This is a genomic window from Methylobacterium sp. WL19, assembly GCF_008040005.1.
Classification (GTDB): Bacteria; Pseudomonadota; Alphaproteobacteria; order Rhizobiales; family Beijerinckiaceae; genus Methylobacterium; species Methylobacterium bullatum.
Map to the genome: position 1 here is coordinate 38,134 of NZ_VRVC01000010.1, position 19,979 is coordinate 58,112.

General features: G+C 64.8%; 16 protein-coding genes. 7 read left to right on the plus strand and 9 right to left on the minus strand.

What is annotated here, in order from left to right:
* Window positions 1–38: 38 nt before the first annotated feature.
* Window positions 39–2,234, minus strand: a complete 2,196-nt coding sequence (locus FV220_RS03915; protein WP_147829782.1) for a TonB-dependent receptor — start codon at window positions 2,232–2,234, stop codon at window positions 39–41.
* A 150-nt stretch (window positions 2,235–2,384) separates the two neighbouring features.
* A complete protein-coding gene (locus tag FV220_RS03920; protein ID WP_147829784.1) occupies window positions 2,385–3,320 on the minus strand; it encodes an AraC family transcriptional regulator in 936 nt (311 codons plus the stop codon).
* An 832-nt stretch (window positions 3,321–4,152) separates the two neighbouring features.
* Between FV220_RS03920 and FV220_RS03925 the strand changes: the two genes are divergently transcribed.
* The 6 genes from FV220_RS03925 (at window position 4,153) to FV220_RS03945 (ending at window position 11,463) form a co-directional block, all read left to right on the plus strand.
* Complete coding sequence (locus FV220_RS03925) at window positions 4,153–5,355, plus strand: MFS transporter (RefSeq protein WP_187273321.1); 1,203 nt, start codon at window positions 4,153–4,155, stop codon at window positions 5,353–5,355.
* On the plus strand, window positions 5,352–6,563 hold the full coding sequence (locus tag FV220_RS03930; RefSeq protein WP_147829788.1) for an MFS transporter: 1,212 nt from the start codon (window positions 5,352–5,354) through the stop codon (window positions 6,561–6,563). Before FV220_RS03925 ends, FV220_RS03930 begins: the two co-directional genes overlap by 4 nt.
* On the plus strand, window positions 6,560–6,739 hold the full coding sequence (locus tag FV220_RS25770) for a hypothetical protein (protein ID WP_210245933.1): 180 nt from the start codon (window positions 6,560–6,562) through the stop codon (window positions 6,737–6,739). Before FV220_RS03930 ends, FV220_RS25770 begins: the two co-directional genes overlap by 4 nt.
* 615 nt (window positions 6,740–7,354) lie before the next feature.
* On the plus strand, window positions 7,355–8,653 hold the full coding sequence (locus FV220_RS03935; RefSeq protein ID WP_056149733.1) for a carbohydrate porin: 1,299 nt from the start codon (window positions 7,355–7,357) through the stop codon (window positions 8,651–8,653).
* Between the two features lie 172 nt (window positions 8,654–8,825).
* Entirely contained in the window at window positions 8,826–10,514 is a 1,689-nt protein-coding gene (locus FV220_RS03940) for a methyl-accepting chemotaxis protein (protein WP_147829791.1), read from the plus strand.
* Between the two features lie 58 nt (window positions 10,515–10,572).
* A complete protein-coding gene (locus FV220_RS03945) occupies window positions 10,573–11,463 on the plus strand; it encodes a substrate-binding domain-containing protein (RefSeq protein WP_281406070.1) in 891 nt (296 codons plus the stop codon).
* A 1,161-nt stretch (window positions 11,464–12,624) separates the two neighbouring features.
* Here the strand turns inward: FV220_RS03945 and FV220_RS03955 are convergent.
* The 6 genes from FV220_RS03955 to FV220_RS03980 form a co-directional block, all read right to left on the minus strand.
* A complete protein-coding gene (locus FV220_RS03955; protein WP_018043730.1) occupies window positions 12,625–12,813 on the minus strand; it encodes an Rmf/CrpP family protein in 189 nt (62 codons plus the stop codon).
* A gap of 159 nt (window positions 12,814–12,972) precedes the next feature.
* Entirely contained in the window at window positions 12,973–13,185 is a 213-nt protein-coding gene (locus FV220_RS03960; protein ID WP_018043729.1) for a hypothetical protein, read from the minus strand.
* A 100-nt stretch (window positions 13,186–13,285) separates the two neighbouring features.
* Window positions 13,286–14,062, minus strand: coding sequence for a hypothetical protein (locus FV220_RS03965; protein ID WP_147829795.1), 777 nt, complete (start codon window positions 14,060–14,062; stop codon window positions 13,286–13,288).
* Window positions 14,059–14,277, minus strand: a complete 219-nt coding sequence (locus tag FV220_RS03970) for a hypothetical protein (RefSeq protein ID WP_147829797.1) — start codon at window positions 14,275–14,277, stop codon at window positions 14,059–14,061. The genes FV220_RS03965 and FV220_RS03970 overlap by 4 nt, the downstream gene beginning before the upstream one ends.
* A 115-nt stretch (window positions 14,278–14,392) precedes the next feature.
* On the minus strand, window positions 14,393–14,635 hold the full coding sequence (locus FV220_RS03975) for a hypothetical protein (RefSeq protein ID WP_147829799.1): 243 nt from the start codon (window positions 14,633–14,635) through the stop codon (window positions 14,393–14,395).
* A 720-nt stretch (window positions 14,636–15,355) separates the two neighbouring features.
* Window positions 15,356–17,053, minus strand: a complete 1,698-nt coding sequence (locus FV220_RS03980) for a flagellin (RefSeq protein WP_147829801.1) — start codon at window positions 17,051–17,053, stop codon at window positions 15,356–15,358.
* A gap of 241 nt (window positions 17,054–17,294) precedes the next feature.
* Here FV220_RS03980 and FV220_RS03985 point away from each other — a divergent pair, with 241 nt between their 5' ends.
* Window positions 17,295–17,708, plus strand: a complete 414-nt coding sequence (locus FV220_RS03985) for a flagellar biosynthesis repressor FlbT (RefSeq protein ID WP_026175923.1) — start codon at window positions 17,295–17,297, stop codon at window positions 17,706–17,708.
* A gap of 216 nt (window positions 17,709–17,924) precedes the next feature.
* On the opposite strand, the gene mdoH is transcribed toward FV220_RS03985, so the two are convergent.
* On the minus strand, window positions 17,925–19,979 hold a 2,055-nt coding region (gene mdoH, locus FV220_RS03990; RefSeq protein ID WP_147829803.1), incomplete at its 5' end, for a glucans biosynthesis glucosyltransferase MdoH.

The window sequence follows — 19,979 nt, forward strand, 5'->3', positions numbered from 1 at the left end:
GCGGCGCGTCGCATTGGCTGCCTGGGCCTATCCCGGTGTCAGAATTTGAGCCGAACCGAACCGCCAACCATGAGAGGGGGAGCGATGGCGACCAAAGGACCGAAGCCGACGTCGAGAGCAATGCTGCGATAGCGCGTGTCGGTCAGATTCGTGCCGAACAGGCTCAGCGCATAACGCTCGTTCTCGAACGAGATGCGCGCATTGAGCAAACCGTATCCCGGTTGCCGCAGCGTATTTTCCGCATCGAAGTAGAAACCCGATTTTGCATTGTACCATACATCGATGGTCCCGGTCAGATTGTCGTAACCTGTCTTCCATGCATAGCTTCCGCCGATGGAGCCGTTATATTTCGAAACGTATTGCTGCTGGTTGCCGCTTGCGTCGATCGCGACCGAGCGCCCGGTGGCGATGGCATTCTTGAAATCTTCGTAGGTCGCATCGACGTAGCCCACGCCGGCGCGGACCGACCAATGCTCGTCGATACGGAACCGGCCCTCGGCCTCGGCACCATAGGATTGGCTGCTGAGGGCATTCTGGATCGGGGTCGACTGGGTCGCGATGTTGTTGACCTGGACCTGCTGGTCGCTCCAATCGTTGAAGAAGACGGCTCCGTCGATGGACAGCCGGTTGTCGAGAAGCTGCGCCTTCCATCCGGCCTCGTAGGTCATCAGAGACTCGGACTTGTATGGTCGGTCGTCACCCACACTGACGAATGCCGAGTTGAATCCGCCGGATTTGTAGCCCCGGCTGACGCTCGCATAGATGTTCACCTCCGGATTCAGCGCGAATTGGAGTCCCGCCCGCGGGGTCACGTAGGCCTCCGACAGGGTATTGCGGAACGAGGACGCGAAGGCGGCGGTGAATCCGAGGGCTGCGAAGGACGGGTTGTCGACGCTGAAGCGATAATCGATGTCCTTCCAGTCATGTCCGACCCGGGCGCCGGCGAAGAGCTTGAGACGTTCGGTCAGGGCATAGGACCCGTCGACGAAGCCCGCGACGGCGGTCGTCGCGATGTCGGCTTTCGACGCCAGGCTCACGCTGTCGCCCGTGAGGAAGCCACCGGGTGAGAACGTGCTCTTGAGGCCGTAGGTGCTCGAGCCCTTGCTGTGCTCCACATAGGCGCCGGCCAGCCATTTGAACCGGTCGTCGGCATCGGAGATGTAGCGGTATTCCTGCGAGAACTGCTGGTAGCTGCCGCGGAACGGATTGTCGGTACGGTAGCGAAACCCGGCGATTCCGAAGGCTTGATACTGCGCCTCCAGCGGCGCGAAGTAGCCGCGGGGAAAGGTGTTGCCGCGATACTCGTTGTTTCTGTCCTGGAAGCCCGTGATCGAGACGATCCGGTCGCCGTTCTCGCGCTTCAGGGTGAATTGGGTGCGGGCCGTCGTCGTGTCGAGTGTGCCGTGGAAGGGGTCGAGGATATCGACACGAGCGCGGCCGGCGCGGAAATCCTGATCCCGCTGGAAGGCCGCGTCGTAGCTGCGCTGGCTCTGGCTCTCGACGCTGCCGATGAATTCGAGCGTGTCGGTGATGTCACCCTTCACGCTGAAGCGCCCGTGAAGGTCTTCGAGCGAATTCAGATCGCGGTGCGTGGCGAGATTGGGCGTGTATCCGTCGTTCCGGCTGCCCGATAGCGCGCCGCGGACAGCCCAGCCCGAGTCGCCGATCGGCATGTTGACGATGCCGAAGCCGCGCAACTGGTTGAAGCGGCCGTACTCGATCCCGACATCGCCGAACACCCGGGCAGGATCGGGCAAGCTCGAGATGACGTTGATCGCTCCCGCGAGGTTGTTGCGGCCGTAGAGAGTTCCCTGCGGGCCCCGCAGGACCTCCACGCGGTCGACGTCGAGCAGCCCGCCCGAATAGCCCTGAGAATTCCCGACGGACACGCCGTCCTTGTAAAAGCCGACCGCCGGGTCGGTGTCGATGAGGCCGGAGCCGATGCCGCGAATGGCGGTGAAGTTGGTGTAGAGGCTCCCGCTCAGCGTCCCCATCTGGGCATTCGGAATTTCGTTGATCGCTTGATCGGCGCGGCGGATCTCATGACGGTCGAGATCGGCCGCTGTTCGCAGACCGAGGCTGATCGGCACGTCACCGGCCCGCTCCGGCCGGTGTTGCGCCGTCACGCTGAGTTCATCGAGGGTCACGGCGCCCGCCGGTGCGGCGACCTGTTGAGCGAGAGCCGGGGACGCGGCGGACGCAAGAATGAGGGCAAGGCTGCCGCGGACGATCATGATGACACTCGGAGGGAAGAACCGGGTGCCAGTCTCTCAAACGACAACGGCCAAGGTTACCGGTATCCCGTTTGCCGTTTGACAAAAGGCCTATGCGAAGGCTTGGCGCCGCCGCGAAGGGTGGTCGGGCGACGAGTTCGGGATACGGTCTCAGCTGCGCGCCGCGCTCGGGGGATGGCCGAATCGGCGCTTGAACGCCGTCGCGAAGTTCGCCGGATGCGCATAGCCGGCACGATAGGCCGCCTCCGACACGGTGAGGCCCATGGTCTGGATGAGCTCCCGCCCGTAGTTGAGCCGGCGGTCGGAGATGTAGCTGCCGATGCAGACCCCGAAAGCGACGCAGAAATCCTGCCGGAGCTTGCTCGGGCTCATGCCGAACTCACTCGCCAGGGACACGATCGAGGTCGTGCCGCTCGGGTTGCCGTCGATCCACTGGCGTACCGCCATGATGCGTTCGATCGATTGGGCGCTGAGGGAAGGCGCCTTCGGTTTGGGATCGACGTGGTCGAACTCGTCCGCCAGGGCGCTCAGGAGATCGAGAGCCCGGCTCTGGTAGTGCAACGCGATGAGGCCGTCGGTCCGCGGCGGATGGTGGACCGCCCAGGCGATGCGTTTCAGGCGCGCATCGAGGGGGCGGCGCCGGACCGATGTCGGGCCGTTCAAGGCCGCCCACATCCGCATGAAAGGCGGGTCCTTCAGGAAGCGCTGCTCGTTCCGCTCGAACCATTCCGGCAGGACGATGAGTTCGACGGTCCGGACCGGGAGGTCCGGCATGATCACTTTCTGGATGTGCATGCGCGCGTTCGAGGTCGCGACCCATACCTCGTTCGGTGAAAAGCCGGCATCGAACCCAGCCGTCTGCCCCTCGGCGCGCCCATCGAGGACGATGCTCATGCACACGCAAGGGAAGGTCTGCGCCTCGACGAAAATCGGCTCGACCGATTGGAAGTTCGTGGAGAGCAGGGTGACGCCATCCTCCTTGAAGACGACATCGTACTTCGCCGATTTTCCGCTGAGCGTCTCCGGTGGGTGGACCGCCGTATCCGGATTCTCCCAATCGCAGATGGCGTCGCAGCGACACTCCATGCCATTCCGCCTTCCATGCCGACCGCGCTCCAAGATACGCAACAGCTCCCGTGCACTTGAAAGCGTGAACAGTCTTTACGATGTAGAACTATTACAATGACGATGTTCTATCGCGCCGAAACTCAGTCAATCGCCGTGCTAGCAGCGCGCCTTGCCGGAAACAAGAATTTTTGACCCCACGCTGTGTTGTGGCAGCCCCTCAACCGACCGCTTATGGGGCGGCCTGAGACTGCAGGGCGAGATCGAAATTCTTCCAGTTTGGACGATCGCAGCAAAGATCTTTTGACGAATCGCAAATGCGATCTTTCGCGCAACGGCCCTCGCAATGATGCATAGGATTTGCCGTCCAGGCTTCGGAAGTGCGGGGCAGTCATGTGCATTACTGGAACAATTCCAGATTATGCTTTTGTCCGCCGGGTGAGATCACATTTTCATAACAAGAATTCGGGTAAGCTCTTCCCTTATGTCATGATCGAATGCGCTGTTTCCTGCGCGGCGGCCGGGCCGTGTCTCGCTCCGCGCGAAGGACTCGGCATCGAGCGTCCGGAGATGCGTGTCCGCATCGGCGAGGACCGCCTCTCCCTCTTCGCCACATAATACCAAGCGGCGCTGATCCCGACCGATGGTCGTCCTCAGCGCATTCGGCGGACGCCCGCCGCCGCGCAGTCGCGCGCGCGGCCGACGATGAGGTCTCCTCATTGTCGGCCGTTTTCAGCCTGCGGGTCGAGCGCCCCGCCATGGCCGGGACGCGCGCACGAATGGCCCGATGAAGGTCTGCTCCGCGTCAAACCATCATTCGTCTTCGCGCCATCGCGACCCAGGAGATCGCTGCATGAATTCGTTGTCCCGTAAGACGTTGGCCACCATCCTGTTCGGATTGATCGTGTTCGGGATCGGCCAGACCGTGCTGTTCGCGATGCTCGGCCCTGTCGCCCGCGATATCGGCCTCGACGTCGTCGATGTCGGTCTCGTCGTCACGGTCTCGGCGCTTGTCGTCGTGGTCGTCTCACCGTTCTGGGGGCGTGCCGCCGACCGCTGGGGACGAACGCGCACGCTGACACTGGGCCTGGCCGGCTACGCCGTCACGACCGCGCTCTTCGCCTATGTGCTGCATCTTGGCCTCATCGGCGACATCTCGGTCTACGTGGTCTTCGGACTGATGCTCGCGAGTCGGGTTCTCTACGCGCTGGTCGCCGCGGCCATCCAACCCTCCGCGTCGGCGATCGTCGCGGCCGCAACGGACGAGGCGGGGCGTGCCTCCGGCATGGCACTGGTCGGCGCAGGCTTTGTCTTCGGAACCATCCTCGGCCCGGTGATCGGAGCCGGTCTCGTCGGCTGGGGATTGCTGACACCGCTCTTTGCCACCGCCGGTCTGGCAGGCCTCGCGGCGATCGCGACCCTGGTGTGGGTCGAATCACCGATGGGACCCGAGACGAAGGCAGCCAAGGCCGCGGTGAAACCCAGCGATCCGCGGCTATGGCCGACCCTGCTCCTTGCCGCGCTCGCCTTCGTCACGATCGCCATGACCCAGCAGACCCTGTCCTTCTACGTCCAGGACCTGCTCGGCCTCGATTCTGCGGCTGCGACGCGACAGGTCGGCTTCGCCCTGGCCGGTTTCGCGTTGGCCGCCCTGGCGAGCCAGATCCTCATCGTCAGACAGCTCTCGCCGACGCCGCGTACGATGCTGAGACTTGGGGCGGCGGGACTACTGACGGGTTTCGTCGCCCTCGGCTTGGCACAGAACCTCGCCCTCATCGTCGCTGGCTGCATCGCCTTGGGCGTCGGCTACGGCGTCATCATGCCGGGTCTGCAGACCACGGCCTCCCTGGCGGTCGGGCAGGCTGAGCAAGGCGCCGCCGCCGGACTGGTCTCCGCCGCCATGGCTCTCGGATTCGTGGTGGGGCCGATCCTCGGCACCTCCCTCTATTACGTCGAGCCGCGTCTCCCCTTCCTCATGGCCATCGGCCTCAGCATCGGCCTCCTGGCCGCGGTCGCATCGGATCGCCTCGCTCCCGTCGCCCGGAGGATCGGATGATCACGCGCCCGATCTCCCTCGGCAGAGCGACGTTTGCGGTGCTACCGCTCTACGTGGCCTTCGGCGCGGTGCTGGGCTTCATCCAGACCGCGCTGCCCGCGATCCTGCAACGCGAAGGTGTCCCGCTCACCCTCGTCGGCTTCGCCACGCTGCTGTTCCTGCCCTTCGGCCTGTCCGCGTTATGGGCTCCCCTCGTGGATCGCTACGGTTCGGAGCGGTTCGGCCGCCGGCGAGGCTGGATCCTCGTCTGCCAAGGGATCGTCGTCGCGGCGCTGCTGATCTGCGCCGCTCTGGAACCCCATACGGCGATGCTGCTCCTGCTGCCCATGGGGGTGGCGGCAGCGACCATGGATGTCGCCCTGGACGGCTTCCTCGTCGAGACGGCCCGCGACGATGCCGAACGCGCCTTGCGTGGACCGCTCAAGGCCGGCGGAGTGTATGGCGGCATGCTGATCGGTTCGACCGCCATCCTGGCGATCTACGAACGGCTGGGATGGACGAATGCCATACTGGTTCTGGCAGCGCTTGCGCTGCTTGCACCCCTCGGCTTCGCTCGAGACTGTGAGCCGAGTGGCGACGATCGTCTCCACCGGCCCTGGCCGAAGCTCTCCGCACTGACGCGACGTCCCAATGGACTGCGTCTCGTCGTGTCGAGCATCGCTCTGGGAGTTGCGCTCGGTCTCGGCATCAGTGGATTTCGCCTGCTTCTCGTGGCCATCGGCCTTCCCCTCGCCAGCATCGGCGTCGCTTTCGGAGTGGCAGGGGGATTGGCGGGAATCGTTGGAGCGGCATTCGCCGGGTTCCTGGGCCGGACACTCGGTTCGAGTGCGACGCTCGCCGTAAGCGGTACCGGCCTGGCCTTGCTGCTTTCCTTGGCTGCGGCAGCGGGCACGGCCTTCCCGGCTACGGGACTGATAGCCTCCGCCTTCGTCGCGGCGTGCTACGCAGCCTATGCGATCCTCTACTCCGCCCTGTGCGCCCTCGCGATGCGGACATGCGCCTCCGATCAGGCGGCGACGGACTACGCCATTGTCCAGTCGGGCTGGACCTTGGCCGGAATCGCCGGCGGCGTCCTGAGCGGCCTGGCCGTCGCCGCTCTCGGCTGGCCCGCGGTCTTCCTGGTGGCGGCTCTGGGCGTCGCGACCTCGGCTCTGGTCGCGTCCACCACCAGATCCGCCCCCCCTGCCGTGGAAGGGGGCCGACCATGATCGACGCCGGCATCGACCGGTATGCGCCCGAGACCGTCCTCCGCGAGATCATCGAGGGGTTCGGCCTCATGGCTCCATCCTCGCAAGCGTCGGGGCCTCCGGAAAACCCGGCGCGGTCCAAACCCGCCCGGTCCGCCTTATCGAATCACAACGGCTCCGCCGAACAGACCCCGTGAGTCCCCCTCATCGCCGATTGGCATAAAAGGCCTCCATAAGATTCGCGGCCATCCTCATCGCCATGCGATAGACCAGCTCGTTCTTTCCAGCGTTATCGATCCCGTATTCTGCGATAAATTTCCCGAAACAGCATTACTTTGTGATGATTTTACTATCGAAGGGCTTTGTATGATATTTTTCGCAATTACTCATGTCATTTTGTTATATTCGTAAATACATAAACTGAAAATATGAGACAAGTTCGAACTTTAAGCAGATATCTCATCGTCATTAAGCGTTTTTAAACCAAGTTACGGACAATTATAAAGGAGAGGTATTCTGCATCTCTGATAAAGCAGATTTTTAATTCTACCCCGTCTTTGCTCATTCAGTTGCAGACGGGAAGGTGCAAGGGTGCAAATATGCGGCAAGCGACATTCTCGTACACGCGTACAGTCGCGGTTCTATTTGCAACTCAAGCCTGGGTCTCGTGGGATCAGTCGGCCCTAGCACAGGATCTACTGGCTCCACCTCTGCAAGTTTCGAGTTCGCAGGCCGAACGTCTGGACTTAGTGCCTGCCCGAGAAGCCTCGGCTCGCCGTCGACGAGATCGGCGTGCAGCGCGCCGTCCGTCGGTGGCAGGCGCGATCTTGGCCCGGCCCTCTACCGCCGTCCCCATCAACACGGCACCGGCCGGCAGTCTCGACACGCTTTCAAGCGCTCCGAAATGGGGGCTGCTCGGCAATCTCGGCGGCATCCGCGATGACCTGTTCCGCGCCGGCATCCGCGTCGACGCCAGTTTGGACTACCAGTCCGCCACCAACATTCAGGGCGGTCTCTACGGGCAGTCCCTGCGCGGCGCCGGGCAGTTTGCTCTTCGTTCCGCCATCGATATGGACCGCCTCGCCGGCATTCCAGGCGGTACCGTGAACGTGGTTTTCACGAATCGCTTCGGTCGCAGCCTCACTGCCGACCAGGGCCTTCAAGTCCTGCAGCAGACCGAGGAGGTCTTCGGCCGTGGCCGGATGCCCCGTCTCACCCAGTTTTCCTACGATCAGCGCTTCGGCGACTTCGTGGATCTCAAGCTTGGCCGCCTTCCGGTCAGCGCCGACTTCGCCGGCTTCGCCTGCGAGTTCCAAAACCTGACGTTCTGCGGGAACCAGCCCGGCAACCTCGTCGGGAATTACTGGTACAACTGGCCGGTCTCCCAGTACGCCGCCCGTCTGCGCCTCGGGAATCTCGAGACCGGCTACCTTATGGCAGGCGTGTATCAGGTCAATCCGCGCGACCTCGCTGACGGCTTCAACTTCGACCCGTCCGGCGCGACCGGAGCGTTGGCGATCGTCGAGGCCGCTGTCTTCCCCACGTTGCCGCTGTTTGCCCACCGCGGCAGTTACACTGTGGGCGCTTGGTATCAGACCGGCAATAACTCCGACCTTTATTTGAACGGCAGCGGCTTGCCCCTCAGCGTCGATGGCGGTGCTCCCATGGCGAACCGGGACCGCAGCGGCGTCTACGGCGTGGCGGTGCAGGAACTCTACCGCCCCGATCCGGCCAACCCGCTGTGCAACTTATCGGTCTTCCTGCGTGCGACCATAGCGAACTCGTCGACCTCGGCTATCGACGACCAGCAGACGGTCGGCTTCGTCTACAAGGGGTTCTGGTCCGAGCGGCCGTTCGACTGGATCGGCATCGGCATCGGTCAGTCGCACGCCAGCAGCGCGTTGGCCCAAAGCATTCATGCCGCCAATGCCATGGACGGCGGCATCCGTCCGGTACCGGGCTACGAGCGCGCGATCGAGGTGTTCTACAGCCTCGCCCTTCACCCCGACGTGGTGATCCGGCCCAACATCCAGCTCATCAACCGTCCGGGCGGCTATGCCGGGCGCACGGATATCGTCGTGTTCGGGGTCAAGAGCGGTCTCACGTTCTGACGGTCCAGGCAGAGCTTCGCCGTAAGAGCCGAGCTTATCAAATATAACATCGCCAAGCGCGAATCAATCGATCGCAAGATCGATTACTACTTTCATGAATATGGCATCGATTCTGTCGAATATTGGCGGAATTGAAATAAATGATCCGTATCTCCGATCCTTAGGATAGAAAATGTCACGCATCAATCTGCGATCCATCCGGGCGAAGATCGGCTTCGCTTTTCTGGCTCTGGGCCTGTTCTCGGCATGCACCGGCGGCTTCGCCATTGTGAAAGTCGATCAGGTCTCTGCAATCGGCAGCGAGTTGGCCCATCACGTCCGGGCGGTCTCGGTCCTAGGCGATCTCGGACGTATCAGCCAGCAATTGCGAGCCCTTGCCGTACTCAGGCATTTCGCCGGTACGGACACCGAGCGCGTCAGCTATGAGCAGGAATCCGGGCCGGTACGCATCGCCTTCTCGAAAGCGTGGAGCGATTATTCGAGCCTGGTCAGCGCCGGGCGCGAAGCCGAACTCGCGGCAAGCCTGCGCGTGGCTTGGCAGCACTTCCTCGCCGTCGACGAGGAGATCACCGTCCTCGACCGGGCAGGCCTCCATGCGGTCGGTACCCGTGTCGTATCGTCCGATCTCCGTACGGATTCGGAACGCTTCTACAAGGCCGTGCGGGATATCCAGACCTACCGCCAGGAAGCCGTCGCGCAGGCGATACAGTCCTCCGGGGAGATCCAGCGCGACTCGCGTTTCTGGATCATCCTCGCTCTCACCGGCCTCATTGCCTTCTGCACGCTGGTCGGCTGGGTCCTGACGGTCACGATCTCCAAACCCATCGCCCGCATGACGGCGACGATGGGACGCCTGGCGGATGACGACATGACCGCCGAGGTGCCGGATCGGCTTCGTCGCGACGAGATCGGATCCATGGCCGCCACTGTGCAGGTCTTCAAAGACAACATGATCCGCAACAAGGCTCTGGAGGCCGAGGTCGAGGCGCAGAAGGCAGGTGTGGAGGAGCAGCGCCGCATCGCGATGCGCCAGCTCGCGACAGAGTTCGACAAATCCGTCGGTGGAATTGTGAGCGCGGTATCGTCGGCCGCCGAAGAGATGCAGGCCACCGCACGCCAGCTCACGGTCTCAGCCGAAGAAACGCAAACACGGTCCATGGCCGTTTCCGCGGCCGCCGAGGAGGCTTCCGTGAACATCAACACGATCGCGGGCTCAGCCCAGCAGCTCGGGGCGTCCGTGGTCGAAATCGGCGTCCAGATCGAGCGCTCGTCGCAGATGTCGATCGACGCGGTACGGCAGGCCGACGACACCGTCGCGCTGGTCGCCGAACTGACGAGCGTCGCATTCAGCATCGGGGAGGTGGTGGATACCATTGCCTCCATCGCCGCTCAGACGAACTTGCTGGCTCTGAATGCGACGATCGAGGCGGCGCGGGCCGGACCCGCCGGCCGCGGCTTCGCTGTCGTCGCGGCGGAGGTCAAGGAACTCGCCAACCAGACGTCCCGCTCGACCGGGGACATCACCGCGAAGATCGGAGCGATCCAATCGTCGACCCAGCGCGCGGCGACGGCGATCGACCGGATCTCCGGATCGATCCGGGCGGTCAACGAGACGACGACGGCCATCGCGTCCGCCATCGAAGAGCAGGGCGCCGCCACGCGGGAGATCGTGCAGGCGATCTCACAGGCGTCCATCGGAACCGGGGAAGTCACCTCGAACATCGTCGGGGTCGCTCACACCGCAGAGGAGACGGGCGCTGGCGCCACGCAGGTTCTCGGAGCCTCGGGCGAACTCGCGCAGCAATCCGACTATCTGAACCGTCAGGTCCAGGTGTTCCTGGCCAACGTCAGAGCCGCCTGAAGCGCCCCATCCCCTCCGCATGCGAGAGATTGTCATGACCCGTCTTGCCGCCATCCTGATGACGACCCTTCTGGCGACGCCGGCCTTCGCCGAATCCAAGATCTCCTTCCTGGTCGCACAGCGCGGCGACCCCTTCCAGGACCTCATCGTGACCGCCGTGAGCGGCGCGGCGCAGTCGGATCCCACGCTTTCGGTCTCCGTCGAAAATGCGGACAAGGACCCCGCCCGCCAGATCGCGCTCGGACAGGCTGCGATCGCTGCCAAGGCCGCTGCCCTCATGATCATTCCGGTGAGCACCGAAAGCGCAGCGATCCTCGCCGAAGCCGCGGGAAAAGCGGGCGTCCCGCTCGTCTTCGTGAACAATCGTCCGCAGATCGGGCCGAGCGGCGGAAAGGCCGTCTTCGTGAGTTCGAACGATCTCGTGGCCGGTCGCGTTCAGATGCGCCTGATCGTCGACAAACTCGGTGGTCAGGGCACGGTCGCCATCCTGCGTGGCACCGACACCGAGACGGCCTCCGTAGAGCGCACCGCGGGCGGAAAAGAGATCCTGGCATCGTCGCCGGGGATCACGCTCGTCTCCGAGGCAAGCGCGAACTGGAAGCGTCAGGAAGCGCAGGAGCAGGTCGCTGCTTGGCTGAAGGGAGGCCGAAAGATCGATGCCATCGCCGCCAACAACGACGAGATGGCTCTTGGGGCGATCGCTGCGATCAAGGCTGCGGGCTTGTCGGGACGTATCCTCGTGGGTGGCGTCGATGCCACGAAGGAGGGAGTCGCTGCCGTCGGCAGCGGCGACATGCTGCTCAGCGTCTATCAGGACGCCCGGATGCAAGGCTCTCAGGCGCTGGCCGATGCCGGAAAACTCGCAAAGGGCGAGTATGTCCAGCGATATGATTGGGTTCCGTTCGAACTTGTCATCGCTGAGAACGCCAAGCACTATAGCGCAAGGTAAGTCAGGGGCGCCGGGGATCTTTTGCTGTCGTTCCCCTCGCATCCATGAAGTGACCGGGACAATGCGCCGGTTGAGCAGATCGAGGCCCGCGCATCCATAGCGTTGGCGCTCGATCTGCTCGATTCGTCTCCTGCTCCGAGACTTATCGTGTTTTCGATTTTCGGAGCCGACGGTTTGGGGGGAAGCCGGGGTTGGCGGTGGCGCTACAGCAAGGCGAGCGTCATTCGACCCTGACCCAGCAAACTGGTCCACGCTGAGCGCAGGTTTTTCGGGTATTGGAGTTGACCCCGTTTGTGGTCGCCGCTGGATCATCGCTGTGTATGGGGCGCTCCGCTGACGGATCACGCACGGTGTGAAGGCGGCCCGCCAGTGATTCTTTCGCCGGCATCCGTGTTTGCCCGCTCAATCACGGAAAGAAAGAAATCACGCCGGGGCGCCTTCGCTGACGACCATGAGTGTTCGCTCGTTTTCGCGTCCATGACTTGGGTGGAAACCTGGGTCGGCTGGAGCGGCGGAATGCGTTCAAGGTCGATGTCCCCCGAACCGACGTGATCGCCCGCCTCGAGGGCCGGATCGATGCCAGGGTGACGTCGGCGCGGGGCGTGAGGCTGAAAGCGTTCTTCGAGCGCCCGCCCCGTTGGCGGATCGCCACTGATACCCTCGCCGGGCCGCCTCCGGGTCGGCAATGCCTGAGCGACACCGAAAATTTTGTATTTTCGTCTGAAACCGGAGCAACGATTCGTCCGTTTCGGCGCACATGACGAAAGCGAAAGCCCGCCCGAGGCCCGCCCCCTTCTTATCGGTTACAGCAAGCCGTCTCCATGCTGCCGACGCGGCCTGGGCTGCAGAGCTTGCGGCATGGTTTGGCGACGAGATGGTCAATGCAGTCTCGAACCAACCGGCGGGCCGTGGGGAAGAGGGAACCAAACTTCGGGCTCTCTACGATGCCCGAAGCCGTGAGCTGACCGATTGGCAGCGCATCCGTGGCCTGAGCTAGTCCCGCGAACCCTCTCCTCCGAGATATCTGCCAAACCGAAAGCCCGGCCGCCGTGATGGCGCGCCGGACTTTAATGCGTTCACAGGAGCGTTCGAGCAGCCCCCGTCTCGAATGTCATCCCAGTCTCGGTCCCTGGCCGGACAGCCATCTGGTCTGAAGGAAGCTCAGCGGCGGCTCTCGCCGGATGGCATATCGGGCCCATCCTCACGCGGCGTACCGTCGTAGCCCTCCATCCAGGAGGTCCGATCTTCGCTGTCGCGGGGATAGGGGCAGGCATCCTTGGGGTGACCGTGGATCCGCGCCTGGGCGCCCTGCTCGATGGGATCGGAATACGCGTGACGGATGTCGGCCATGAGACTGGCTCCGGGGTGTGGCTGTCATCGATCAACCCGCCCCTTCGTCCGATGATCCCGCGGCCAAAAGGTTCGGGCAGAGTCCAGGACGGTTTCGCAGACGTGGCACCGGTTCTGCGATGAAAACCTGCGACACATCAAAGAGCTAAGCAGGTTCGCTCACTTCGACCGCTTGGCCGGGGGCTTTGCTGCGGCGGCATCCGCGGCATCGCGCTCGAGACGCTGAGCCTTCAGGCGAACGATCTGATCGTCACGCGCCGTCTCCCGGCCTCTCACCTCTTCCCAGACCTGACCGGCGATGTCCGCGCGCTCCGCGGCCTTGGCCGCCTTGGTGTCCTTGCGATCCTGATGGCCGGCCTTGTCGTCCGTCACTTGGATTCCTCCGATTGGCACGGCGCCCCACCGCGCTGCTATCCTCGACACCACGGCACCCGATGGGCGGGCGCGATCGACATGTTCTCCGACACGTGGCTCAAGCCTGCGTCGGGAGAAGCATCAGGCCGTCCGACTCCACATCGAGGGACACCCCAGACACGAGGGCACGCCGTTGATGCGCCCTCTCGCCTGCCTCCGTGCTGCATTTCTCCACGTGAACAACGCGGTTGACGACCTGAAGGTTCGGCGCTCCCCAGTAGGCCAGGAGTTTGGGCCAAGGGGTATCGCGGTGCTCGCGCCAGACGCGATAGAGCGGCGTGCGATGGTCGATTTCGGCCGTCTTCAGCAGGCGCTTCCCGGAGGCGGCGCAGCGATGGCGCTGATGCGCCTTCAAAACCTTCACCTGGTCGCTGGGCGCGGCCCAGAACTTCCAGGCCGTGACGCAGGCCGAATGCCAGCGGGCGTTCTTGTTCGGCGTGCCGGCGCCCCACAGATCCCTGTGCCAGCCGAAGCGGAAGACCGGCTGTCCGCAGATGCAGCAATGGCCGGGGCCGCGGGCATGCGCGGGCTCGCGATAGGGAGAGGGCGGCATCCGGAAGGTGGCGGCGAGGCCCGAGCCTTTCTCCGAGCCGAGACGCCAGGTCCATCCCTCCGGCTGGCCCGAGCGCGTGGCCAGCGCCCGCGCCAGGCGATCGGCCCGGTGGACGTGGTTGCGCCAGTAGCTCTCGACGGCGAGCCGTGGTGTGGGCGGCAGCAGCGGCCGGGACAGCGCGTGCCGAAGGACGGGCGCGGGGAAGACGGCCGGGAGCGCCCGTTCGAGCCGGGCGCGGGAGCGCTCGTTCCGCTCCGCACGCCACTCCGATGCGGCGGTCACGCCGGGTCGAGGACGCGAGCGCGGGAGACCGCAGGCGTCGGGGCCGGGGCCGGTACGCCCGCGATGGCATCGGCGAGTTGGTTCAAGCGTAGCGCGAGGTCGCTCACCTCGTTCAAGGCGATGGCCTTGTCGCCGCTCTTCACGGCCCGGGTGATGTCGCTGATCTGCATCTTCGCCATGCGCAACAATTCGGCGGAAAGCTGGTCCCTGGTCATCGGTATCCGTCTCGGTTCGGCGGTTTCAAGCCTAACGAGGCCTAAAGCCGGAGGGTTACCGGGCGGTTTCAGCCGGCGGAAAGCGGGCGTGCCGCCGGCGCCCGATCCGCGACTGTCACGGCCGCGGTGCGGGAGCGGGGTTCTGCTGCGTCGGCGCTTGCTGGGTGGGGCTCTGCGGCGCCGGCGACGGCTGTTGCGGAGCCGGGCCGGGGGCGGCCTGACCGTCCGACAGCGTCTGGTTCGCCTTGGTCTGCAGCTGATCCGCCGTCTGCTGGTTGATGAGCCCATAGGACACGGCAGCGGCGAGGGCGACGGCGATGACGGCGCCGATGATCGTCTTCGTGAGTTTGCTCTGCATGGACATGCCTCCTGCGGTCGCCTCACGCGAGGCGTCCTCCACAAGAGCAAAGGTGGCGGCTCTCAGGCTGGTTCCGCTCCGGTCTTTCGTCCCCTTGAACGAAAGGAGCAGCCACGTCGGGCGCCCGCTTCCTCAGCCTCACCCCCGGCCCTTCAGCTCTTCCTCCGCTTCGAAGTGTGAAATCGTGTCGGTCGATCCTTGCGCTGTCTCGGCACGCTCTCGGATGCCGACCCCCAGCGAGGCACGACCCCTCCATCCACGCCCGAATCCAGGCCACCACCATCTCCCGCGAGGTGTTCGAGCGCCTGTGTCCGCGCAGGGCAGCGTCGAGCGTCGCGGCATCGCGGCATCGCGGGAGAGGACAGATGCCGGAATGTGCCGGCCGCTTTTGCGCGATCCCGGTCTGCAGGATCGCGGGAGAGATGCCGGGCAGTTGTGGCGCAGGCCGTGGACGCGCGTTGCGGGGCAGGGTGGCCGATGGGGGCGGGGAACCGCGTGAACTCGGGCGTCCGGCCGTACAGCCGGCGCGTCGCCCCAGCATGAGGACGGCGTCGTCCGACAGGCGCATGCCGAGCTGGAGACGCTCCGCAGCCTGCCGAAGGCGGTGGCGGCTCGGTTCGTCGCCGGCAACAAGAGGTACGCGCAGGGGAGGGACGGTCTACGCATAAAGAAACGGCCGGGGTTTCCCCCGGCCGCTCATCGTCGTGACGGCTGATCCGCTTAGCGGAGAAGCTGCAGGATGCCCTGCTGCGCCGTGTTGGCGAGCGAGAGGGCCGAGATGCCGATGGACTGGCGGGTCGACAGGGCCTGGGAATTGGCGGCTTCCTCGTTGAGGTCCGCGTTCGTCAGATTGGCAGCACCGGTGTCGAGGATGTTGATCAGGTTCTTCGAGAAGTCCTGACGGTTCTGCACCACCGAGAGGTTGGAGCCGAAGGTCGAGGACTGGGCGCGAAGCTGGCTGGTGGCCGCCGTGATGGCCGTCAGAGCCTTGTTGATCTCATCGTCCGACTGGAAGCCGCCGGTGACCGAGCTCAGGCCAAGGCCATCGGAGTCGAGCTTGGCCCCCTCAATGTTCAGGGTAGACGAACCCGTCTCGTTGAAGGTGACCTTCAAGGAGTTTTCCTTGGCATCGGTGCCCGAGCGGTACAGCAGGTTGATGCCGTTATAGCTCGAATCCTTCGCCTGCTGGGTGATCTGATCCAGCAGGGTGTTGAACTGCTTGGCGAGCGAGGTTCGGGTTGCGTTGGTTCCGCTGGCAGAACCAGCACCGCTCGCCACCACTGGCTTTGCAGTGACACCCGCACCAAAACCGATATCCGTATCGGTCGCCGCGGAAGAGGCATCGATCGTGATCTTCTGATCTGACCCCGTCGCCGTCGAAGTAAAGGTCACCTTACCAGTCGTATCATCACCAACAGCAGTGACCTTACCTTTGAAGCCGGTATCCGCATTCAGCTGCTTGTTGATGGCCGTGGCAAGGTCCGTCGCTTTCGCATCCGTCAGAGCGCCGAGCGTTGCATCCGCAGCGGTGTTCAGCTCGATCTTTTTGGCCGGGCCATCGCCGAGCTTGATGGTGAACGACGCATCGGCTGCGCCAGTGAAGTCAGGGCCGGTACCAGCGGTGGCCAGACCAGCGACGGCTGCACCTTCTGCCGCTGCAGCCGTGGCGCCGTTCTTGGCGTCGGCACCCTTGGCTGTCTGAGCAGTCGTGGCAACTCCAAAACCAAGGTCGACTTCGTTGTTGGCCGCGTTGGTGACCGTTGCCGTTGCGTCCTTGCCGGTCGCGGTCGACGTGAAGACAATCCGGCCATCGGTCGTCTTGGAAGCGGAGACCGCGGCAGGGTTCGTCGTATCGTTGGCCAGCTGGTTGTTGATGGCCTTGACCACGTCGTCCGCAGTGGCCTTGGCGACGTTGCTGGTCACGCCGCTCAGCGTCGAAGCATCAAGAGTGATGGTGGTGGTGTTGGTGCCATCGTTCACCGTGAACACAGCATTGCGGGTGCCCGAGAAATCCTGCGTGCCGTCGGTGGCAGCCGTGGAGGTGCCCTGGAAAGACGTCCCTGCCGAGAGGATCGCGGCCGTTGCCGGCGTGCCGCTCGTGACCGCGCTCTTGTCGGCCAGCGCCTGGTTGGCGGTGGACTTGGCCGAGTCGACCAGCTTCTGGATCGAGGTGATGCCCTGGTTGGCGGCCTGGATCGTCTGGACGCCGTTCGAGATGCCGTTGAGGAGCGAGCCGAGATCGCCCGAGCGGCCGGACAGGGACTGCGAGGTGAAGAAGCTCGTCGGATCGTCGAGGGCCGAGTTGACCTTCTTGCCGGTGGAGAGGCGGTTCTGGGTCTGCGTCAGGAGGTCGGCCGTGCCCTGCAGCGAGAGCAGGTTCTGGCGAGTCGCAGCGGTAAGGGTGATGCCTGAAGACATGAGGTTCGATCCATTCTGATCTGGAAGCACCCTTTTTTGGGTGCGACGTCACAGAACCACGAGGACGTTGCGAACGTCTTAAGACGAACGGTCAACGAACCCTGAGTGAGATCCGACGTATTCTCCCTATCTTCGTGGTCTCCGAGGGAGATGCCGTATTCCGCAAGCAAACCCTGCCATGGTGGTCATGTATTGTTAACCGCCCGGATCGATGATCCCACCCGAACCCGAAGGACCGGTCATGCCCCTGAAGATCGAACTCAAGCCGTTCGAGCGGTTGCTGATCGGCGGGGCCGCGATCCGCAACGGGTCCCGGCGGTCGAGTTTCGTCATCGAGACGATGACGAAGTTCCTGCGCGAATCCGACATCATCACGGAGAGCGAGGCCGATACGGCCTGCAAGCGCCTCTACCTGACCCTCACGGTACTCTATCTCTCCGACGACGTGTCGGAGATCGAGAACCTGTTCGTGGCCCAGGCGAGCGAATTGCTCGAGGCGGTGCCGAGCACGGCCCCCTATGTCCGGGACATCAACGCCCATGTGGCGGCGCGGGACTTCTACCGGGCGATGAAGCGGGGCAAGGACCTCATCCAGTACGAGGCCTCCCTGGCCGACCGCCTCGCCCAGGCGCCCGATTCGGGAAGCGCCGACTGATTCTTCGAATCGGCCGCCGAGCGGGCAGGGGGTTGGCATCGGCAGTCCCGATGCGGCAGGCTCTCGTGGAGCCCGGCTCCGGGTCCGGACGCCCCCCCGGTCTCAGGCAGGCTACCGGATTCACACATCTGCTCTCGTAGGCAGGTCGCGTCCCTCTCCCCCTTGCGGGGAGGAGGGCTCGTCAGCGCATCCCGCGACATGCGTGACTGTTGTAGCTCACGCAGGCGCGAGGCGGGTGAGGCGGTCGAGGAGGGCGCGGTCGTGGAGGAGGGCCATGCGCTCCTTGGGGCTGAGCCACTCGGCGGCCTCGGCGACGGTCTCGGCTTCCACCACCTTGGCCTGGGCGAGGGCGCGGTCGGTGTCGATCACGCCGCGGGGGCGTTGGGGCATCTCCGGCAGCATCAGGGCATGGGCCTCGGCGAAGCCCGCATCGGCGTGGAGGGCGCGGATCGCATCCGTTTCGTCGAGGCCGGCCTCGGCGTTGCGGGCGGCGATCGCCCCGGCGCTCGACGCGATGGCGGGCGGGTCGCGCTCCTCCGGGGTCATCAGCAGGCCGAGGCGCTTCAGCGCGAGGCCCCAGGAGAGCTGGCCGCTCGCCCAGGAGATCGGGATCGCCAGGACGAGGCCGAGGATGGTGGGCGACATCCAGAGGAACAGCGAGGTGGCGATGGCGAAGGCGGCGATACCCGTCACCAGCCCCAGCACCATGTGCCAGCGGTGGCGGCGGACGATGTCGCGCAAGGGTATCGAGCCGTCGTCGCGCCGCTGCGGGTTCCAGCCTGTGTCGCGCCCCACCAGGATCTCGAAGACCGAGCCCGACTGGATCAGCATGGCGATGGGCGCGATGAGCGCGGAGAGGATCGTCTCGATCAGGCTCGACAGGACGAGGCGGATGGCCCCGCCCGAGGCCCGGCGCACCGGCCCGTCGATCAGCGCCAGGATCAGCCCCAGGAGCTTCGGGGCCAGCAGGATGCCCATGGTGAGCCCGAACAGCTGGAGCGCGCGCACTGGGTCGAAGCGCGGCCAGACCGGGTAGAGCCCGAACTCGCTCGTGAAATATTCCGGCCGCACATAGGCGGTCTGGAGCACCAGGGCGATACCGACCACGAGCTGGCCGAGCCAGAGCGGGGAGGCGACGTAGCCGGCGATGCCGGTGGCGAAATGCTGGCGCGAAGCCAGCGTCAGGCCCGCCGCCCCGATGACGCGGCTGTGCTGGAGGTTCCCTTGCGCCCAGCGCCGGTCACGCACCGCCACGTCGATGAGGGAGGGCGGGCTCTCCTCGTAGGAGCCGGGCAGGGCGGGCAGCATGGTCACGCTCCAGCCCGCCCGCCGGATCAGCGCCGCCTCGACGAAATCGTGGCTGAGGATGTGGCCGCCGAAGGGCGGTTTGCCCTTGAGGTCGGGCAGGCCGCAGGCCTCGGCGAAGGCGCGGGTGCGGATGATGGCGTTGTGGCCCCAGTAATTGCCGTCGCGGCCCGACCAGACGGAGAGGCCGGTGGCGATGACCGGGCCGTAGATGCGGGCGGCGAATTGCTGGACGCGGGCGAACAGGGTGTTGCGGTTGATGATGAGCGGCAGCGACTGGACGATGCCGGAATCGGGGTCCGCCTCCATGGCGGCGGCCAGATGCACCACGCAAGGTCCGGTCATCAGGCTGTCGGCGTCGAGCACCAGCATGTGGTCGTAGGCCCCGCCCCAGCGCGAGACGAAGTCGCCGATATTGCCGGCCTTGCGGTGATGGTTCTTCGCCCGGTGCCGATAATAGAGCCGCGCATCCTCGCCCCAGCGCGCGCGCAGATCGAGGAAGGCACGCTCCTCGGCGATCCAGGCGTCTCCTTGCGTCGAGTCCGACAGGACGAAATAGTCGAACGCCGCGCCGTGGCCGGTGGCGTCGATCTCCGCCCGCATGGCTTCCACGGCCGCGAAGGTGCGGGCGGTGGCCTCGTTGTAGACCGGCATGACGATGGCGGTCTTCGTGGCGAGCCGGGTCGGCGGAAGCGGCGCCTTCCGGCGGCGCAGGAGCGTGGCGAAGCCCAGGATCGCGCTCATGAAGGAGAGGGCGATCCAGGAGAAGTTGAGGGTGAAGAGCACGAGCAGCACGTATTGCAGCGCCGTCGTCCCGCCCGAGACGGCCACGACCTCGTACATTTCGAGCGCGCCGTAGGCGGTCAGCAGCGCCGCCCCGCCGAAGACGAAGGCGCGGGCCGTCCAGGGCCGCCGCGCGGGTCTCGCCGGACGGGGCCCCGTGGCGGGGTCCCAGCGGTCGAGCGC

Excerpts from the sequence above, each read along its gene's own strand:
- FV220_RS03985 (WP_026175923.1), top strand. The coding sequence starts at position 17,295 with ATGCCCCTGAAGATCGAACTCAAGCCGTTCGAGCGGTTGCTGATCGGC.
- FV220_RS03980 (WP_147829801.1), bottom strand. The coding sequence starts at position 17,053 with ATGTCTTCAGGCATCACCCTTACCGCTGCGACTCGCCAGAACCTGCTC.
- FV220_RS03975 (WP_147829799.1), bottom strand. The coding sequence starts at position 14,635 with ATGCAGAGCAAACTCACGAAGACGATCATCGGCGCCGTCATCGCCGTC.
- FV220_RS03930 (WP_147829788.1), top strand. The coding sequence starts at position 5,352 with ATGATCACGCGCCCGATCTCCCTCGGCAGAGCGACGTTTGCGGTGCTA.
- FV220_RS03915 (WP_147829782.1), bottom strand. The coding sequence starts at position 2,234 with ATGATCGTCCGCGGCAGCCTTGCCCTCATTCTTGCGTCCGCCGCGTCC.
- FV220_RS25770 (WP_210245933.1), top strand. The coding sequence starts at position 6,560 with ATGATCGACGCCGGCATCGACCGGTATGCGCCCGAGACCGTCCTCCGC.
- FV220_RS03970 (WP_147829797.1), bottom strand. The coding sequence starts at position 14,277 with ATGACCAGGGACCAGCTTTCCGCCGAATTGTTGCGCATGGCGAAGATG.
- FV220_RS03955 (WP_018043730.1), bottom strand. The coding sequence starts at position 12,813 with ATGGCCGACATCCGTCACGCGTATTCCGATCCCATCGAGCAGGGCGCC.
- FV220_RS03940 (WP_147829791.1), top strand. The coding sequence starts at position 8,826 with ATGTCACGCATCAATCTGCGATCCATCCGGGCGAAGATCGGCTTCGCT.
- FV220_RS03925 (WP_187273321.1), top strand. The coding sequence starts at position 4,153 with ATGAATTCGTTGTCCCGTAAGACGTTGGCCACCATCCTGTTCGGATTG.
- FV220_RS03945 (WP_281406070.1), top strand. The coding sequence starts at position 10,573 with ATGACGACCCTTCTGGCGACGCCGGCCTTCGCCGAATCCAAGATCTCC.
- FV220_RS03920 (WP_147829784.1), bottom strand. The coding sequence starts at position 3,320 with ATGGAGTGTCGCTGCGACGCCATCTGCGATTGGGAGAATCCGGATACG.